The following is a 15,375-nucleotide window of genomic DNA, read 5'->3' on the forward strand; positions in this document are numbered from 1 at the left end:
GTCCCATAACGGAACTCCATGACCAACTACAGCCTGCGCGCGCGCATGATGATTTTGATCCTCGCTCCTACCGTTCTCATCGGTTTGCTGCTGAGCATTTTCTTTGTGGTGCATCGCTATAACGATTTGCAGAGACAGCTTGAAGATGCCGGGGCCAGCATTATCGAACCGCTGGCCGTCTCCAGCGAGTACGGCATGAACCTGCAAAACCGTGAATCTATTGGTCAGTTAATCAGCGTGCTGCACCGCCGTCATTCAGAGATCGTGCGCGCCATTTCCGTTTATGATGAGCATAACCGTCTGTTCGTCACCTCGAATTTCCATCTGGATCCCACGTCGCTGAAAATCCCGGAGGGTACCCCCTTCCCGCGTCACCTTACGGTGTTGCGGCGCGGCGATATCATGATCCTGCGCACGCCGATTATCTCCGAAAGCTATTCACCCGACGAATCCGCCCAGTCCGATGCGAAGTCCAGCAATAATATGCTGGGATATGTGGCGCTGGAGCTGGATCTCAAGTCGGTGCGGCTCCAGCAGTACAAAGAAATTTTCATCTCCGGCGTGATGATGCTGTTCTGTATCGGCATCGCGCTGATCTTCGGCTGGCGACTGATGCGCGACGTCACCGGGCCTATCCGCAACATGGTGAATACCGTTGACCGGATCCGCCGGGGTCAGCTCGACAGCCGCGTGGAAGGCTTTATGCTCGGCGAGCTGGATATGCTGAAAAATGGCATCAACTCAATGGCGATGTCGCTGGCGGCTTATCACGAAGAGATGCAGCACAACGTTGACCAGGCCACCTCTGACCTGCGCGAAACGCTGGAGCAGATGGAGATCCAGAACGTGGAGCTGGATCTGGCGAAAAAACGTGCGCAGGAGGCGGCACGAATTAAGTCTGAGTTCCTGGCGAACATGTCGCACGAGCTGCGCACGCCGCTGAACGGGGTGATTGGCTTCACCCGTCTGACGCTCAAAAGCGAGCTGAACCCGACCCAGCGTGACCATCTGCATACCATTGAACGCTCAGCCAACAACCTGCTGACCATTATTAACGACGTACTGGACTTCTCGAAGCTGGAAGCGGGCAAGCTGATTCTGGAGAGTATTCCCTTCCCGCTGCGCAGCACGCTGGATGACGTGGTCACGCTTCTTGCCCACTCATCGCATGATAAGGGTCTGGAACTGACGCTCAATATTAAAAATGATGTGCCGGATAACGTCATTGGCGACCCGCTGCGCCTGCAACAGGTCATTACCAATCTGGTGGGCAACGCGATTAAGTTCACCGAGAGCGGCAACATCGACATTCTGGTCGAAAAAAGGGCGCTCAGTAATAACAAAGTCCAGATTGAAGTGCAGATCCGGGATACCGGCATCGGTATTCCGGAGCGCGATCAGACGCGTCTGTTCCAGGCTTTCCGCCAGGCCGATGCGAGCATTTCCCGTCGTCACGGCGGAACGGGCCTGGGGCTGGTGATCACCCAAAAGCTGGTGAAAGAGATGGGAGGCGATATCTCCTTCCACAGCCAGCCTAACCGGGGCTCAACCTTCTGGTTCCATATCAACCTTGATCTTAACCCGAACGTGCAGACCGACGGCCCGGTCACCGGCTGCCTGAAAGGGATGCGTCTGGCCTATGTGGAACCGAACGCCGCGGCGGCGCAGTGTACGCTGGATGTATTAAGCAGCACGCCGCTGGAGGTCATCTACAGCCCGACCTTCTCCGCGCTGGCTAACGATCATTACGATATCCTGTTGTTGGGGATTCCGGTGACGTTTACCGGAGAACTGACCATGCAGCAGGAACGCCTGGCGAAGGCGGCCTCAATGACGGACTACCTGCTGCTGGCGCTGCCGTGCCACGCCCAAATCAACGCCGAAGAGCTGAAAAACGACGGAGCGGCGGCGTGTCTGCTGAAACCCCTCACCGCCACACGGCTGTTACCTGCGCTGACCGAATATTGCCGTCTGACGCATCAGTCCCTGCCGCTGGAAAACGACGAACATAAGCTGCCGATGACGGTGATGGCCGTGGACGATAACCCGGCGAACCTGAAGCTGATTGGCGTGCTGCTTGAGGATCAGGTTCAGCATGTTGAGCTGTGTACCAGCGGCGCCGAAGCCGTGGAACAAGCCAAACAGATGCAGTTCGACCTGATCCTGATGGATATTCAGATGCCGGGCATGGATGGCATCCGCGCCTGCGAGTTGATTCGCCAGCTTCCGCACCAGCAGCAGACGCCGGTGATTGCCGTGACGGCGCACGCGATGGCGGGGCAAAAGGAGAAACTGCTGGGTGCGGGCATGAACGATTATCTGGCGAAACCGATCGACGAAGAGAAGCTGCACAGCCTGCTGCTGCGCTACAAGCCGGGGCACATTGGCGGGACATACACCATTACAGCTGAATCGCCGGAGATCAGCGTTAACCAGAATGCCACGTTTGACTGGCAACTGGCGCTGCGCCAGGCGGCGGGCAAACCGGATCTGGCCCGCGATATGCTGCAAATGCTGGTGGACTTCCTGCCTGAGATCCGTAACAAGGTTGAAGAACAGCTGGTGGGTGAAAACCCCGAAGGACTGCTGGAAGCCATTCATAAACTGCACGGCAGCTGCGGCTACAGCGGCGTACCGCGGTTGAAAAATCTCTGCCAGTTGCTTGAACAGCAGCTCCGCGCGGGTACGCCAGAATCCGATCTCGAACCGGAGTTCCTGGAGCTGCTGGACGAGATGGACAACGTGACGCGGGAAGCAATGAAGGTGTTGGGGAGCTAAGACCAAAGCCCGGTGGCGCTTCGCTTACCGGGCTTACAGGAGCACGAACGTTAACGCGACATCCCCTGCCCCATCTTTATCACCGCCGCAATATTCCTTGCGGCCATCTGTACATTCTGTTGCGCATTTTCCAGCGCGTCCTCCAGCGAGCAGATGGTGTAAATCACGCTGAATACGGCATCCAGTCCGTGCTCATGCACCACGCCAACATCCGCCGTCAGGCTGCCGGCAATGCCGATAACCGGCTTGTTATAGCGTTTCGCGACTCTCGCCACGCCAACGGGCACTTTGCCGTGGATCGTCTGGCTGTCGATACGCCCTTCGCCCGTGATCACCAGATCGGCATCCGCGACCTGTTCATCAAGATGCAGGGCATCGGTGACAATCTCAATCCCCTGACGGAGCTGTGCGCCGCAAAATGCATACAGCGCCGCCCCCATTCCGCCAGCCGCACCGCCGCCCGCCAGGTTTAAGACGTCAATATCCAGATCCCGGGCGATAATTTTTGCGTAATGCGCAAGCGCGTTGTCCAGCGTACTGACCATCTCCGGCGTCGCCCCTTTCTGCGGACCAAATACCGCAGAAGCGCCAGTCTCGCCGATCAGGGGGTTGGTTACATCGCAGGCCACTTCAATTCGACAGTCTGCCAGCCGCTTATCCAGCCCGCTAAGATCGATATGCGCAAGGCTTGCCAGTTCGCCACCGCCCGGCCCAACGGGCTGCGCTTTCGCATCCAGCAGTTTTACGCCCAGCGCCTGCACCATGCCTGCGCCACCGTCATTGGTCGCGCTGCCTCCAATGCCAATAATGATATGCTTAACGCCCGCATCCAGCGCATGACGGATCAGTTCCCCGGTTCCCCAGGATGTGGTGATTAACGGGTTACGCTTTGCGGGAGCAACAAGCTCCAGACCGCTCGCTGCCGCCATCTCGATAAAGGCGCTTTTCCCGTCTCCGGATAACCCGAAAAACCCTTCCACCCGTTCACCCAAAGGTCCGGTAACGGGAACATGGACAAGACGCCCATGCGTGGCTGCCACCATCGCTTCCACCGTCCCTTCGCCACCATCGGCAACCGGTAATTTGACATAGTCCGCTGACGGGAAAATTTCGCGAAAACCGACCTCTATCGCCGTCGCCACCTCCAGCGCGCTCAAGCTTTCCTTATACGAGTCCGGAGCGATAACAATTTTCATAAGCCATCCTTACGCATGTTAGTTACGTTAAGCATACACCACGTAAGGGACCACTCATGGGAGCGGTCCCAATGCGCTTATCGTACCATGCACGGACGTTTATTGTCGAATGTCCACTCTGGGATCAGGTATTGCATCGCCAGCGCGTCATCACGCGCGCCCAGGCCATGTTTCTGGTACAGCTCATGCGCTTTCATGACCTGGTCCATATCCAGCTCAACGCCCAGCCCCGGCGTAGCAGGAACTTGTACCATGCCGCCTTTAATCTCAAACGGCTGTTTGGTCAGGCGCTGGTTGCCCTCCTGCCAGATCCAGTGGGTGTCGATGGCGGTAATGTTGCCCGGCGCAGCGGCCGCCACGTGGGTGAACATCGCCAGCGAGATGTCGAAGTGGTTGTTGGAGTGCGAGCCCCAGGTCAGGCCGAACTCATGGCACATCTGCGCCACGCGAACCGAACCCTGCATCGTCCAGAAGTGCGGGTCTGCCAGCGGAATGTCCACCGATTGCAGCGAGAGCGTGTGCCCCATCTGACGCCAGTCGGTCGCGATCATGTTGGTAGCTGTTGGCAGCCCGGTGGCGCGACGGAACTCCGCCATCACTTCACGTCCGGAGAAACCCTGCTCTGCGCCGCACGGATCTTCCGCGTAGGCCAGCACGCCTTTGAGCTGCTTACCGATTTTTATCGCCTCATCAAGCGACCAGGCACCGTTCGGATCCAGCGTGACGCGCGCCTGCGGGAAGCGCTTCGCCAGCGCGGCGATCGCCTCTGCTTCTTCTTCACCTGCCAGTACGCCGCCTTTCAGCTTGAAGTCATTAAAGCCATATTTTTCATACGCGGCTTCCGCCAGGCGCACTACCGCGTCCGGAGTCATCGCTTCATCGTGACGCACACGATACCAGTCGCATTTTTCGTCCGGCTGGCTCTGGTACGGCAGCGGGGTGAGTTTGCGGTTGCCGATAAAGAACAGGTAGCCGAGCATTTCCACTTCGCTGCGCTGTTGGCCGTCTCCCAGCAGGGAGGCGACATTGACGCCCAGATGCTGGCCCAGCAGATCCAGCATCGCGGCTTCAATGCCCGTGACCACATGAATAGTGGTGCGCAGATCAAACGTTTGCAGACCACGGCCACCCGCATCACGATCGGCAAAGGTCGTACGCACGCGAGTCAGCACATTTTTGTACTCGCCCAGCGTTTTACCCACCACCAGCGGAATGGCGTCCTCCAGCGTTTTACGGATCTTCTCCCCGCCCGGGATTTCACCGACACCGGTATGCCCTGAGTTGTCCTTGATCACCACTATATTACGGGTGAAGAACGGCGCATGGGCGCCGCTCAGGTTCATCAGCATGCTGTCATGTCCCGCGACAGGAATGATCTGCATGGAGGTGACTACAGGGGTAGAAAATGTGCTCATCGTTCGATCCTTTTATCAGTGACGTCCAAATACAGGGCGCTTACGGTCAAATGTCCAGCCGGGGATAAGGTACTGCATCGGGCCTGCGTCGTTGCGCGCGCCGCCCGGTAGTTTTTTATACGCTTCATGCGCCTTGTGGATCTGATCCCAGTCAAGCTCCACGCCCAGCCCCGGCGCATCCGGTACGGCAATGGTGCCATTTTTGATTTCAAGTGGATTTTTGGTCAGGCGCGCTTCGCCTTCCTGCCAGATCCAGTGCGTATCGATGGCGGTCGGGTTGCCCGGCGCCGCCGCGCCAACGTGGGTAAACATCGCCAGCGAAATGTCAAAATGGTTATTGGAGTGGCAGCCCCAGGTGAGCCCCCAGTCATCGCACAGCTGCGCCACGCGCACCGCGCCGGAAAGGGTCCAGAAGTGCGGGTCCGCCAGCGGTATGTCCACCGCATTCAGCATCACCGCATGGCCCATTTCACGCCAGTTGGTGGCGATCATGTTGGTCGCAACCGGCAGCCCGGTAGCGCGGCGGAATTCGGCCATCACCTCGCGACCAGAAAAGCCCTGCTCGGCGCCGCACGGATCTTCCGCGTAGGTCAGCACGTCGCCCAGCCCTTTGCACAGCGCGATAGCTTCATCCAGCAGCCAGGCGCCGTTCGGATCGACGGTGATGCGTGCCTCCGGGAAGCGTTTTTTCAACGCGCGCACGCTGTCAATCTCCTGCTCGCCCGGCAGAACGCCGCCTTTCAGCTTGAAGTCTTTAAAGCCGTAGCGATCCTGCGCCGCCTCTGCCAGGCGTACCACCGCTTCGCCAGAGAGCGCCTCCTGATGACGCAGGTGATACCACTCGTGGCTGCCCGGCGAGCGTTCCAGATACGGCAGATCGGTTTTCGTCCGGTCGCCAACGTAGAACAGATAGCCCAGCACCGTTACCGCATCACGCTGTTTGCCTGGCCCCAGCAGTTCGCAGACCGGCACGTTCAGCGCCTTGCCCAGTAAATCGAGGAGAGCCGCCTCCAGCGCCGCCACCGCGTTAACGCGCAGTTCAAACGTCCAGGCGCCTTTGCCGAAGGTATCAAAATCCGCCGACTGGTTGCCCTTATGCACCCGCTGAACCACCTTGTTCAGGCGGGCGACCTCCTGCCCAACCACCTGCGGGATAGCGTCGACCAGCGTCTGGTAAATCACCTCTCCGCCAGGCGCTTCCCCGACGCCGGTATTCCCTGCGCTGTCGGTCAGCACCACAATATTGCGGGTGAACCAGGCGTTATGCGCGCCACCAATGTTGAGCAGCATGCTGTCCTGCCCCGCCACCGGAATGACCTTCATCTCCGTCACGATCGGGCTTGATTGCGTTGTCATCATCCGCGCTCCCCAACAGGTTTCAGTTCGATTCGTTTGATGTCACCCACCAGCACCAGGTAACTGAGTACCGCCACCAGCGCATGGACGCCTACATAAATCAGAGCGCCGTTGAAGGAGCCGGTGCTGCCGACGATGTAACCGATAGCGATTGGGGTGACAATGCCGGAAATGTTGCCAAACATGTTGAACAGACCGCCGCTCAGGCCGCTGATCTCTTTCGGCGCGGTATCTGCCATCACCGCCCAGCCCAGTGCGCCAATGCCTTTACCGAAGAAGGCCATCGCCATAAAGCCGATAATCATCCACTCCGCGCTGACGTAGTTACAGAAAACCATGGTCATGGAGAGCAGCATGCCGAGTACGATTGGCGTTTTACGCGCAATATTCAGCGAACCGGTACGACGCATCAGCCAGTCGGAGATGACCCCGCCAAGCACCCCACCCACGAAGCCGCAGATGGCCGGCACGGAGGCGACAAACCCCGCCTTCAGAATCGACATCCCACGCGCCTGCACCAGGTAAACCGGGAACCAGGTGATGAAGAAGTAGGTTAAGGCGTTAATGCAGTACTGGCCGAGATAGATACCGATCATCATCCGTGAGCCGACGAGCTGTTTGATCTGCCCCCATTTCTGGCTGAACGGAACTTTAGCTTTCTGGGTTTTCTGATCCATGTTGATCAGCGCCCCACCTTCAGCAATGTAGTCCAGCTCTTTCTTGTTCACGCCCGGATGCTGGTTTGGTTCGTGGATCACTTTCAGCCAGATGAAGCTGATGACGATCCCCAGCCCGCCCATGAAGAAGAAGACGTGCGACCAGCCCACTTCGTGCGTCAGCCAGCCCATGATTGGCGCGAAAATAACCGTCGCAAAGTATTGCGCCGAGTTAAAGATGGCTACCGCCGTTCCCCTCTCCTGTGCCGGGAACCAGGCGGCCACAATACGGCTGTTGCCAGGGAACGATGGCGCTTCCGCTAAGCCCACCAGGAAGCGGAGGGTAAAGAGCGCAATGATAATGCCGAAGCCGCTGAAGATATCCACGAAGCCCTGTAACAGGGTAAACATCGACCAGATGAAAATGGACCAGAAATAGACCCGTTTTGAACCAAAGCGGTCCAGCAGCCAGCCGCCAGGGATTTGGCCGATTACGTAGGCCCATGAAAATGCGGAGAAAACATAACCCATACCCACCGGATCAAGTCCGATGTCCTTTGCCATCTCAGAGCCGGCAATGGATAACGTGGCACGGTCGCCGTAGTTGAAAGAGGTGACGATAAACAGCATCACCACTATCCAGTAGCGGGCGTTGGTGCGCTTCTCAGCGCTGCTCGCCGCGTGGCTTAATGTACTCATTGTTGCACTCCTGAAACATAGCTTTCGCCTGGTTCATTCTGTACAGCACCTGTAGGGTAATCAGAATGAGAGATTTGTGTTTGGTTTTGGTACGGCCAGAAGCCGTTTTATAGTGACGGGAAAAGTATATGAAGGAGTGCCTCTTCACCTCACCGTGCAAAAACACAGTATTGAAGGGCGTGAGGGAGGTTGTTTAGGGCATAAGCCCAGAGGAGTGGAAGGTGGTTCACGGAAATGGCGTTTGGGGCGGGGTGTAATGCCGGGTGGCGGCTACGCCTGACCCGGCCTGGCGTTTGTATAGTACAGGGTTAGTTCAGGAGCGTTGCCCAGTGTTCAACCCAGGGATTTGACTCGCTTTCTGGCTCAGGGTGTTCACCCGCATCAATCAGCAACATCTCTCCGACGCGCTGAGCGCTCTGTTCCTGCAACAGCGCGTCGAACTGCTTACCGCCGCCGCAGAAATTAGCGTAAGAGCTATCGCCGAGGGCGATGATGCCATAGTGAACATCTGGCTGATAGCCAAGCTGGTCTTTAATGCCCTGGAAAAGCGGGACGATGCTGTCCGGCAGATCGCCCTGCCCGGTGGTGGAGGTCACCACCAGAATGTATTTATCTTTATACTTTTCCCAGTCCGCCAGCTCCGGATCTTCATAGACCGTTGCTTTATGGCCCTGGTTTACAAGGATTGCTTCCGCTTCCTCCGCCACCAGCAGCGAGTTGCCGTACATCGTGCCGACAAAAATGCCTACTTCAGCCATGCTTTGCTCCCGTAATTATTGCGCTTGCTGTTCATCCTGAACGTTGCCTGCGGCAAACTCAACCCTTTCATTTTCGGGGAGTTGTCCCAGCCAGCCAAACTGTGACAGCGCCTGCATCCAGACCTCGTCCAGCCCTGCGCGAATAGTCAGCGGTTCGCCGGTAAACGGGTGCGTCAGGCGTAGCTCGCTGGCGTGCAGCATCAGCCGGTTACAGCCAAAGTGCTCGGCCGCGCTGCGGTTCTGGCGCAGATCGCCGTGCTTGCTGTCGCCGATAATCGGGTGGCGCAGATGTGCAAGGTGGCGGCGAAGCTGGTGCTTGCGCCCGGTTTTGGGCAAAAGCTCAACCAGACTGTATCGCGTGGTCGGAAATTTGCTGGTCGCCACCGGCAGTTCTGTGGTCGCCATACCGCGATAGTCGGTCACCGCAGGCTGCGGGCCTTTATCTTCGCGGGCAAATTTATCGGCGATTTTATCCAGTTCCTCCACCAGCGGATAATCAAGCGTGGCGGAATCCGTCAGCCAGCCACGCACGATGGCGTGGTAGCGCTTTTGCATCTGGTGGTGCTCAAACTGCTGCGAAAGCAGTCGACCCGCCTCACTGGAAAGCCCCATCAGCAGAACGCCAGAGGTTGGCCGATCCAGACGATGGGCAGTAAAGACGTGCTGACCGATCTGATCGCGCACGGTTTGCATGACCACGACTTTCTCATCGCGATCGAGCCAGCTACGGTGCACCAGCCAGCCGGACGGTTTATTCACCGCCACTAACCACTCATCCTGATAAAGGATCTCAAGCGTCATGCATCGTCACCGGCGAAAAGCGCATCGAGCTTTTCCAGCTCCACCAGCATCATGGCACGCGCCGGGTGGGTCGCTTCCAGCGCCATTTCGTAATAGGGAGAGACGGCAAAAGACGCGGGCAACGCGTGACCACCTTCCAGCAGCGCGTGCATACGCGGAATTAAGACCCACTGGAGCCACTCGAACGGGGCCAGCGTATCCAGACAAAACGGTTGGGTGCTGGCGAACGCGTCTGGCTGCGGCGCGTTATCCTGCCACAGCTGATGCTGGCGCATAAGGGCTTCGATGGCGTGCAACTGCGCACGAACGTTGTCATGATGCGACATATATACCTCAACTGAAAAACGGAATGGCGCGAAGCATAGCATTGCGGAAGACAGAAATAAAAAAAGGGAGCACTGTAAAAACAGTGCTCCCGGTTCGTTTCGCAGCATTCCAGCTACAATACGTGCTCCCTGCTCATCCGTGACAACTTTTCCTGATGCCCGAAGGCCTGGTCATCCCTTTACCTTTTGCTTCCTGCTCACATCGTCCTGATGTGTAGGTTTCATCCTGAAACGTCCTGGCCATCCTGACCCACCGACCATCCTGACCGGCTCTCGTTCTCCTTCCTGGAGGTGTCCCTTACGCATCCTGCGTGATCCACTTTGCTTCATCCTGAAGCCTTCCTGCGGCGTCATCCTGACGTGTCCCTGGTAAGAAACGCCATCATCCTGATGTTCGTTTCTCGTGTCGGCATCCTGTCGACACAGATAGAATCCGCTATTCTGCTTCGTCTTACAACCCACCTTGTAAGCAATGTAAGCCAGGCGAAACGGGGGATTTCCTTTCAGAAAAACACTAACCTGTTGAAAGAAAAGTTAATATTAATCTGAAATTCCTAAGGCAACGCTAACTGTTTCGGCGATGTCTCACAGAGCGTGTAAGAGATCTCTCACACGTCCAGTAGCATCATGGATTACAGAAGCGGCTCAATTTGGGTAAGAAAATCCGCAAGTGAAGGCGCGAGAACGTCGCGATTGCGGGTCCCGAGCGTCTCTTTGATGACCTCGCCAGACAGGTTGCAGACAGAAATGACGTCCAGTTCACTGTCGAGCGTCGCAATAAAAAGAGTCGGAGAGAGCTTAAGGCGTTTTTGCGTGACCAGGTGACCAATGAGGTTTTCCTGAACGCGTTGCAGATCGTCTTCGCTCCAGGTTTGCAGCAGCGTCAACGGCTGTCCTGCAAAACATGCAGTCATATCCCCGGCAAACTGCGTGGTATAAAATGCATGAAGCGCAGGTTGTATCACAATGTCCATCGCGCGTTCAACCGCATTTACATTGTGCTCGCCCGTGAACGGTTTCGGTTGCCAGATAACGTAATCATCCTGCGAAGCGATAATGCACGGTGACGGCACGCCATATAAGTCAGTACTTTGCGGCCACGTCCCCCGCTTTTCATGCCAGGCATCGCAATAGCGGGTCGTGAAGGACGTCAGGGCATTTGCAGTTTCGATATCCACCGATTTCTCTCTTCTTGTAAGACAGGATAAACTCAGCCCATAAGTGTACCTGTAAAGTGGCTATGAAACATGTCTTACGAAAATCATCAGGCGTTAACGGGCTTAACGCTGGGTAAATCGACCGATTACCGCGACACCTACGATGCAAGCCTGTTGCAGGGCGTGCCGCGCAGTCTGAACCGCGATCCGCTCGGGCTGCACGCTGACGCGCTGCCGTTTGTCGGCGGCGACATCTGGACGCTGTACGAACTCTCCTGGCTGAATGCGCGCGGTCTGCCGCAGGTGGCCGTGGGCCACGTCGAGCTGGATTACGCCAGCGTAAACCTGGTCGAATCCAAGAGCTTTAAGCTCTATCTCAACAGCTTTAACCAGACCAAATTCAACAGCTGGGACGAGGTACAACAGACGCTTGAACGTGATTTAAGCGCGTGCGCGCAGGGGAACGTAACCGTCTCGTTATACCGTCTGCATGAGCTGGAAGGACAGCCTGTCGCCCATTTCCACGGCACCTGCATCGACGATCAGGACATTGAGGTGGAAAGCTATGAATTTAGCACCGACTACCTGGAAAACGCGGCGGGCGGAAAAGTGGTCAACGAGACGCTGGTCAGCCATCTGCTGAAATCCAACTGCCTTATCACCCATCAGCCTGACTGGGGCTCGGTACAGATCCAGTACCGCGGCCCGCAGATTGACCGTGAAAAGCTGCTGCGTTACCTGGTGTCATTCCGTCATCACAACGAATTCCACGAGCAGTGCGTGGAGCGCATCTTCAACGACATCCAGCGTTTCTGCCAGCCCGAAAAGCTGAGCGTTTACGCCCGCTACACCCGTCGCGGCGGCCTGGATATCAATCCGTGGCGCACCAATACCGATTTTGTGCCTGCCACCGGACGGCTGGTGCGCCAGTAAGATAAATATTTTCACAATATGCGGGCGGTATTCCGCCCGAAGTGTTGTGAAACGTCATAAGCCAGGGCTATTGTAATCAACAGGGAAAGACGATAATCGTCCCATAAGGAGCTCACTTGATTACACATATTAGCCCGCTTGGCTCTATGGATATGTTGTCGCAGCTGGAAGTGGACATGCTTAAACGCACCGCCAGTAGCGACCTTTATCAACTGTTTCGTAACTGTTCACTTGCCGTACTGAACTCCGGAAGCCTGACCGACAACAGTAAAGAGCTGCTGTCCCGCTTCGAAAGTTTTGATATCAACGTGCTGCGCCGCGAGCGCGGGGTGAAGCTGGAAGTGATCAACCCGCCGGAAGACGCTTTTGTCGACGGGCGTATTATTCGCTCACTTCAGGCCAACCTGTTTGCCGTGCTGCGCGACATTCTGTTTGTTAACGGACAGATCAGCAACGCCGGACGTTTCCAGCATCTTGACCTGGAAAGTTCCGTTCATATCACTAACCTGGTCTTCTCTATTCTGCGTAACGCCCGCGCCCTGCACGTGGGCGAAGCGCCGAACATGGTCGTCTGCTGGGGTGGTCACTCTATTAACGAAACCGAATACCTGTATGCCCGCCGCGTGGGGACGCAGCTCGGCCTGCGCGAACTGAATATCTGTACCGGTTGCGGTCCTGGCGCGATGGAAGCACCAATGAAAGGCGCGGCAGTAGGTCACGCGCAGCAACGCTATAAAGAAGGCCGTTTTATCGGCATGACCGAGCCGTCGATCATCGCCGCTGAGCCGCCTAACCCGCTGGTTAACGAACTGATTATTATGCCGGATATCGAAAAACGTCTTGAGGCGTTTGTCCGTATCGCGCACGGCATTATTATCTTCCCGGGCGGCGTAGGTACGGCGGAAGAGCTGCTTTATCTGCTCGGGATCCTGATGAACCCGGCCAACAAAGATCAGGTTCTGCCGCTGATCCTGACCGGCCCGAAAGAGAGCGCCGACTACTTCCGCGTGCTGGACGAGTTTATCGTGCATACGCTGGGCGAAGACGCGCGCCGTCACTACCGCATTATTATTGACGATGCCGCAGAAGTGGCCCGTCAGATGAAAAAAGCAATGCCGCTGGTGAAAGAGAATCGTCGTGATACCGGGGATGCCTACAGCTTTAACTGGTCCATCCGTATCGCACCGGATCTTCAGATCCCCTTCGAGCCGTCGCATGAGAACATGGCGAACCTCAAACTCTATCCGGATCAGCCGGTGGAAGTGCTGGCTGCCGACCTGCGTCGCGCCTTCTCTGGCATCGTGGCGGGGAACGTGAAAGAGGTGGGGATACGCGCAATTGAAGAGTTTGGCCCGTATAAGATCCACGGTGATCCGGAGATGATGCGCCGCATGGATGATATGTTGCAGGGCTTTGTCGCTCAGCACCGCATGAAGCTTCCAGGCTCTGCCTATATTCCGTGTTACGAAATCATCAAGTAAAGCGACATTCCTCTCCTCTCAAGCCGGATCGTCATCCGGCTTTTTTATTCGTGTTGCAATACATAGCGATCTTCAATGTTATTAACAAATCTGACGCCTGCGCAAACGATTACCTCGTTTTTGAAACCGTAAATAATCAGTCTTAATCGAAATTACCCGCCAGAAAATCCTAAAATCCCATTTCTTTACAGCGAAAGACACCTATCTCGCGGGTCGACCTTTTCGAAAACATGTCGTTAATGGTAGCCTTCGCGCCCGTAAATTCTCTTAGATGTTTTTTTAACAGATAAATGGTCTAAAGATACCCACATCACAAGTGGATTATTGCATTTGGGATCGCGATCACTGATAGATTCATAACTAGAATGTATCTTTCCGCCCGCCAATAGTTACGGGCAAAAATTATTAAAAAACCGTCACTGAACGAATTTCATATTACCGTCAGGCGCTTTTTCATCGGATTTGACTAAAAACCTGACAATTTGCTTCCTCCAGGAGATACAGATGGAAACCACTCAAACCAGCACCGTTGCTTCGATTGAATCCCGAAGCGGTTGGCGCAAAACGGATACCATGTGGATGCTTGGCCTGTACGGCACAGCAATCGGCGCTGGTGTACTGTTCCTTCCTATCAACGAAGGTGTCGGCGGTATGATCCCGCTGATCATCATGGCCCTCATCGCCTTCCCGATGACCTTCTTTGCGCACCGAGGCCTGACCCGCTTCGTGCTGTCCGGTAAAAACCCGGGCGAAGATATCACTGAAGTCGTTGAAGAACACTTCGGCGTCGGCGCAGGTAAGCTGATTACCCTGCTCTACTTCTTCGCGATTTACCCGATTCTGCTGGTGTACAGCGTTGCTATCACCAACACCGTAGAAAGCTTTATGATGCACCAGCTTCAGATGACCCCGCCGCCGCGTGCGATTCTGTCCCTGATCCTGATCGTCGGTATGATGACCATCGTGCGCTTCGGCGAGCAGATGATTGTGAAAGCGATGAGCGTGCTGGTGTTCCCGTTTGTTGCGGCTCTGATGGTGCTGGCTCTGTACCTGATCCCACAGTGGAACGGCGCTGCGCTGGAAACCCTGTCTCTGAGCAGCGCATCCACGACCGGCAACGGTCTGCTGCTGACCCTGTGGCTGGCGATCCCGGTGATGGTGTTCTCCTTCAACCACTCGCCAATCATCTCTTCCTTCGCAGTAGCGAAGCGTGAAGAGTACGGCAATGGCGCAGAGAACAAGTGCTCCAGCATCCTGGCTCGCGCGCACATCATGATGGTACTGACCGTAATGTTCTTCGTGTTCAGCTGCGTGCTGAGCCTCTCCCCGGCGGATCTGGCGGCGGCGAAAGAGCAGAACATCTCTATTCTGTCTTACCTGGCAAACCACTTTAACGCACCGCTGATTGCGTGGATGGCGCCGATCATCGCAATTATCGCCATCACCAAATCCTTCCTGGGCCACTACCTGGGCGCACGTGAAGGCTTCAACGGCATGGTGATTAAATCTCTGCGTGGTAAAGGCAAGACCATTGAAATCAACCGTCTGAACAAAATCACTGCGCTGTTCATGCTGGTAACCACCTGGGCGGTAGCCACCCTGAACCCAAGCATTCTGGGCATGATTGAAACCCTGGGCGGCCCGATTATCGCGATGATCCTGTTCCTGATGCCGATGTACGCGATTCAGAAAGTGCCTGCGATGCGTAAATACAGCGGCCATATCAGCAACGTGTTCGTTGTTGTGATGGGCCTGATTGCCATCTCCGCTATTTTCTACTCGCTGTTCAGCTAATACCTTCTGCGCCGTCTGCGGACGG

The 15,375-nt window shown here is 56.1% G+C and carries 12 protein-coding genes; 4 read left to right on the forward strand and 8 right to left on the reverse strand.

Features of this window, described 5'->3' with window-relative positions:
- Positions 1–18 precede the first annotated feature (18 nt).
- Positions 19–2,778 carry a two-component sensor histidine kinase BarA gene (gene barA / locus SK50_RS19695; protein WP_017692749.1) on the forward strand — a complete coding sequence of 920 codons (2,760 nt, stop codon included), beginning with the start codon at positions 19–21 and terminating at the stop codon, positions 2,776–2,778.
- A 50-nt stretch (positions 2,779–2,828) separates the two neighbouring features.
- Here the strand turns inward: barA and SK50_RS19700 are convergent, their stop codons facing one another.
- From SK50_RS19700 to syd, 8 genes are all read right to left on the reverse strand, one after another.
- The gene (locus SK50_RS19700) at positions 2,829–3,974 is read right to left on the reverse strand and encodes a glycerate kinase (protein ID WP_045344490.1); all 1,146 of its coding nucleotides are present in this window, start codon (positions 3,972–3,974) and stop codon (positions 2,829–2,831) included.
- 77 nt (positions 3,975–4,051) lie between these two features.
- A complete protein-coding gene (gudD, locus tag SK50_RS19705; protein WP_032619132.1) occupies positions 4,052–5,389 on the reverse strand; it encodes a glucarate dehydratase in 1,338 nt (445 codons plus the stop codon).
- A gap of 15 nt (positions 5,390–5,404) precedes the next feature.
- Complete coding sequence (locus SK50_RS19710; protein ID WP_003862733.1) at positions 5,405–6,745, reverse strand: enolase C-terminal domain-like protein; 1,341 nt, start codon at positions 6,743–6,745, stop codon at positions 5,405–5,407.
- Complete coding sequence (gene gudP, locus SK50_RS19715; RefSeq protein ID WP_017692746.1) at positions 6,745–8,100, reverse strand: galactarate/glucarate/glycerate transporter GudP; 1,356 nt, start codon at positions 8,098–8,100, stop codon at positions 6,745–6,747. Before gudP ends, SK50_RS19710 begins: the two co-directional genes overlap by 1 nt.
- 308 nt (positions 8,101–8,408) lie before the next feature.
- On the reverse strand, positions 8,409–8,858 hold the full coding sequence (locus SK50_RS19720; RefSeq protein ID WP_023295346.1) for a flavodoxin: 450 nt from the start codon (positions 8,856–8,858) through the stop codon (positions 8,409–8,411).
- Between the two features lie 15 nt (positions 8,859–8,873).
- On the reverse strand, positions 8,874–9,659 hold the full coding sequence (truC, locus tag SK50_RS19725) for a tRNA pseudouridine(65) synthase TruC (RefSeq protein ID WP_023295347.1): 786 nt from the start codon (positions 9,657–9,659) through the stop codon (positions 8,874–8,876).
- A complete protein-coding gene (locus SK50_RS19730) occupies positions 9,656–9,985 on the reverse strand; it encodes a YqcC family protein (protein ID WP_017382834.1) in 330 nt (109 codons plus the stop codon). The genes truC and SK50_RS19730 overlap by 4 nt, the downstream gene beginning before the upstream one ends.
- Positions 9,986–10,617: 632 nt before the next feature.
- Complete coding sequence (gene syd / locus SK50_RS19740) at positions 10,618–11,163, reverse strand: SecY-interacting protein (RefSeq protein WP_032619128.1); 546 nt, start codon at positions 11,161–11,163, stop codon at positions 10,618–10,620.
- Between the two features lie 69 nt (positions 11,164–11,232).
- Here syd and queF point away from each other — a divergent pair, with 69 nt between their 5' ends.
- The 3 genes from queF (at position 11,233) to SK50_RS19755 (ending at position 15,350) form a co-directional block, all read left to right on the forward strand.
- Positions 11,233–12,075, forward strand: coding sequence for an NADPH-dependent 7-cyano-7-deazaguanine reductase QueF (gene queF, locus SK50_RS19745; RefSeq protein ID WP_015571734.1), 843 nt, complete (start codon positions 11,233–11,235; stop codon positions 12,073–12,075).
- Between the two features lie 116 nt (positions 12,076–12,191).
- Complete coding sequence (gene ppnN, locus SK50_RS19750; RefSeq protein ID WP_003862748.1) at positions 12,192–13,556, forward strand: nucleotide 5'-monophosphate nucleosidase PpnN; 1,365 nt, start codon at positions 12,192–12,194, stop codon at positions 13,554–13,556.
- 504 nt (positions 13,557–14,060) lie between these two features.
- Positions 14,061–15,350, forward strand: coding sequence for an HAAAP family serine/threonine permease (locus tag SK50_RS19755; RefSeq protein ID WP_048229848.1), 1,290 nt, complete (start codon positions 14,061–14,063; stop codon positions 15,348–15,350).
- The last annotated feature ends 25 nt before the right edge of the window (positions 15,351–15,375 follow it).

Origin of the sequence: Enterobacter sp. BWH64 (assembly GCF_001037645.1) — a bacterium.
GTDB lineage: Bacteria > Pseudomonadota > Gammaproteobacteria > Enterobacterales > Enterobacteriaceae > Enterobacter > Enterobacter hormaechei_C.

Bases quoted from the DNA above. Each gene is read 5' to 3' on its own strand.
- barA (WP_017692749.1), top strand. From the start codon at position 19: ATGACCAACTACAGCCTGCGCGCGCGCATGATGATTTTGATCCTCGCT.
- SK50_RS19700 (WP_045344490.1), bottom strand. From the start codon at position 3,974: ATGAAAATTGTTATCGCTCCGGACTCGTATAAGGAAAGCTTGAGCGCG.
- gudD (WP_032619132.1), bottom strand. From the start codon at position 5,389: ATGAGCACATTTTCTACCCCTGTAGTCACCTCCATGCAGATCATTCCT.
- SK50_RS19710 (WP_003862733.1), bottom strand. From the start codon at position 6,745: ATGACAACGCAATCAAGCCCGATCGTGACGGAGATGAAGGTCATTCCG.
- gudP (WP_017692746.1), bottom strand. From the start codon at position 8,100: ATGAGTACATTAAGCCACGCGGCGAGCAGCGCTGAGAAGCGCACCAAC.
- SK50_RS19720 (WP_023295346.1), bottom strand. From the start codon at position 8,858: ATGGCTGAAGTAGGCATTTTTGTCGGCACGATGTACGGCAACTCGCTG.
- truC (WP_023295347.1), bottom strand. From the start codon at position 9,659: ATGACGCTTGAGATCCTTTATCAGGATGAGTGGTTAGTGGCGGTGAAT.
- SK50_RS19730 (WP_017382834.1), bottom strand. From the start codon at position 9,985: ATGTCGCATCATGACAACGTTCGTGCGCAGTTGCACGCCATCGAAGCC.
- queF (WP_015571734.1), top strand. From the start codon at position 11,233: ATGTCTTACGAAAATCATCAGGCGTTAACGGGCTTAACGCTGGGTAAA.
- SK50_RS19755 (WP_048229848.1), top strand. From the start codon at position 14,061: ATGGAAACCACTCAAACCAGCACCGTTGCTTCGATTGAATCCCGAAGC.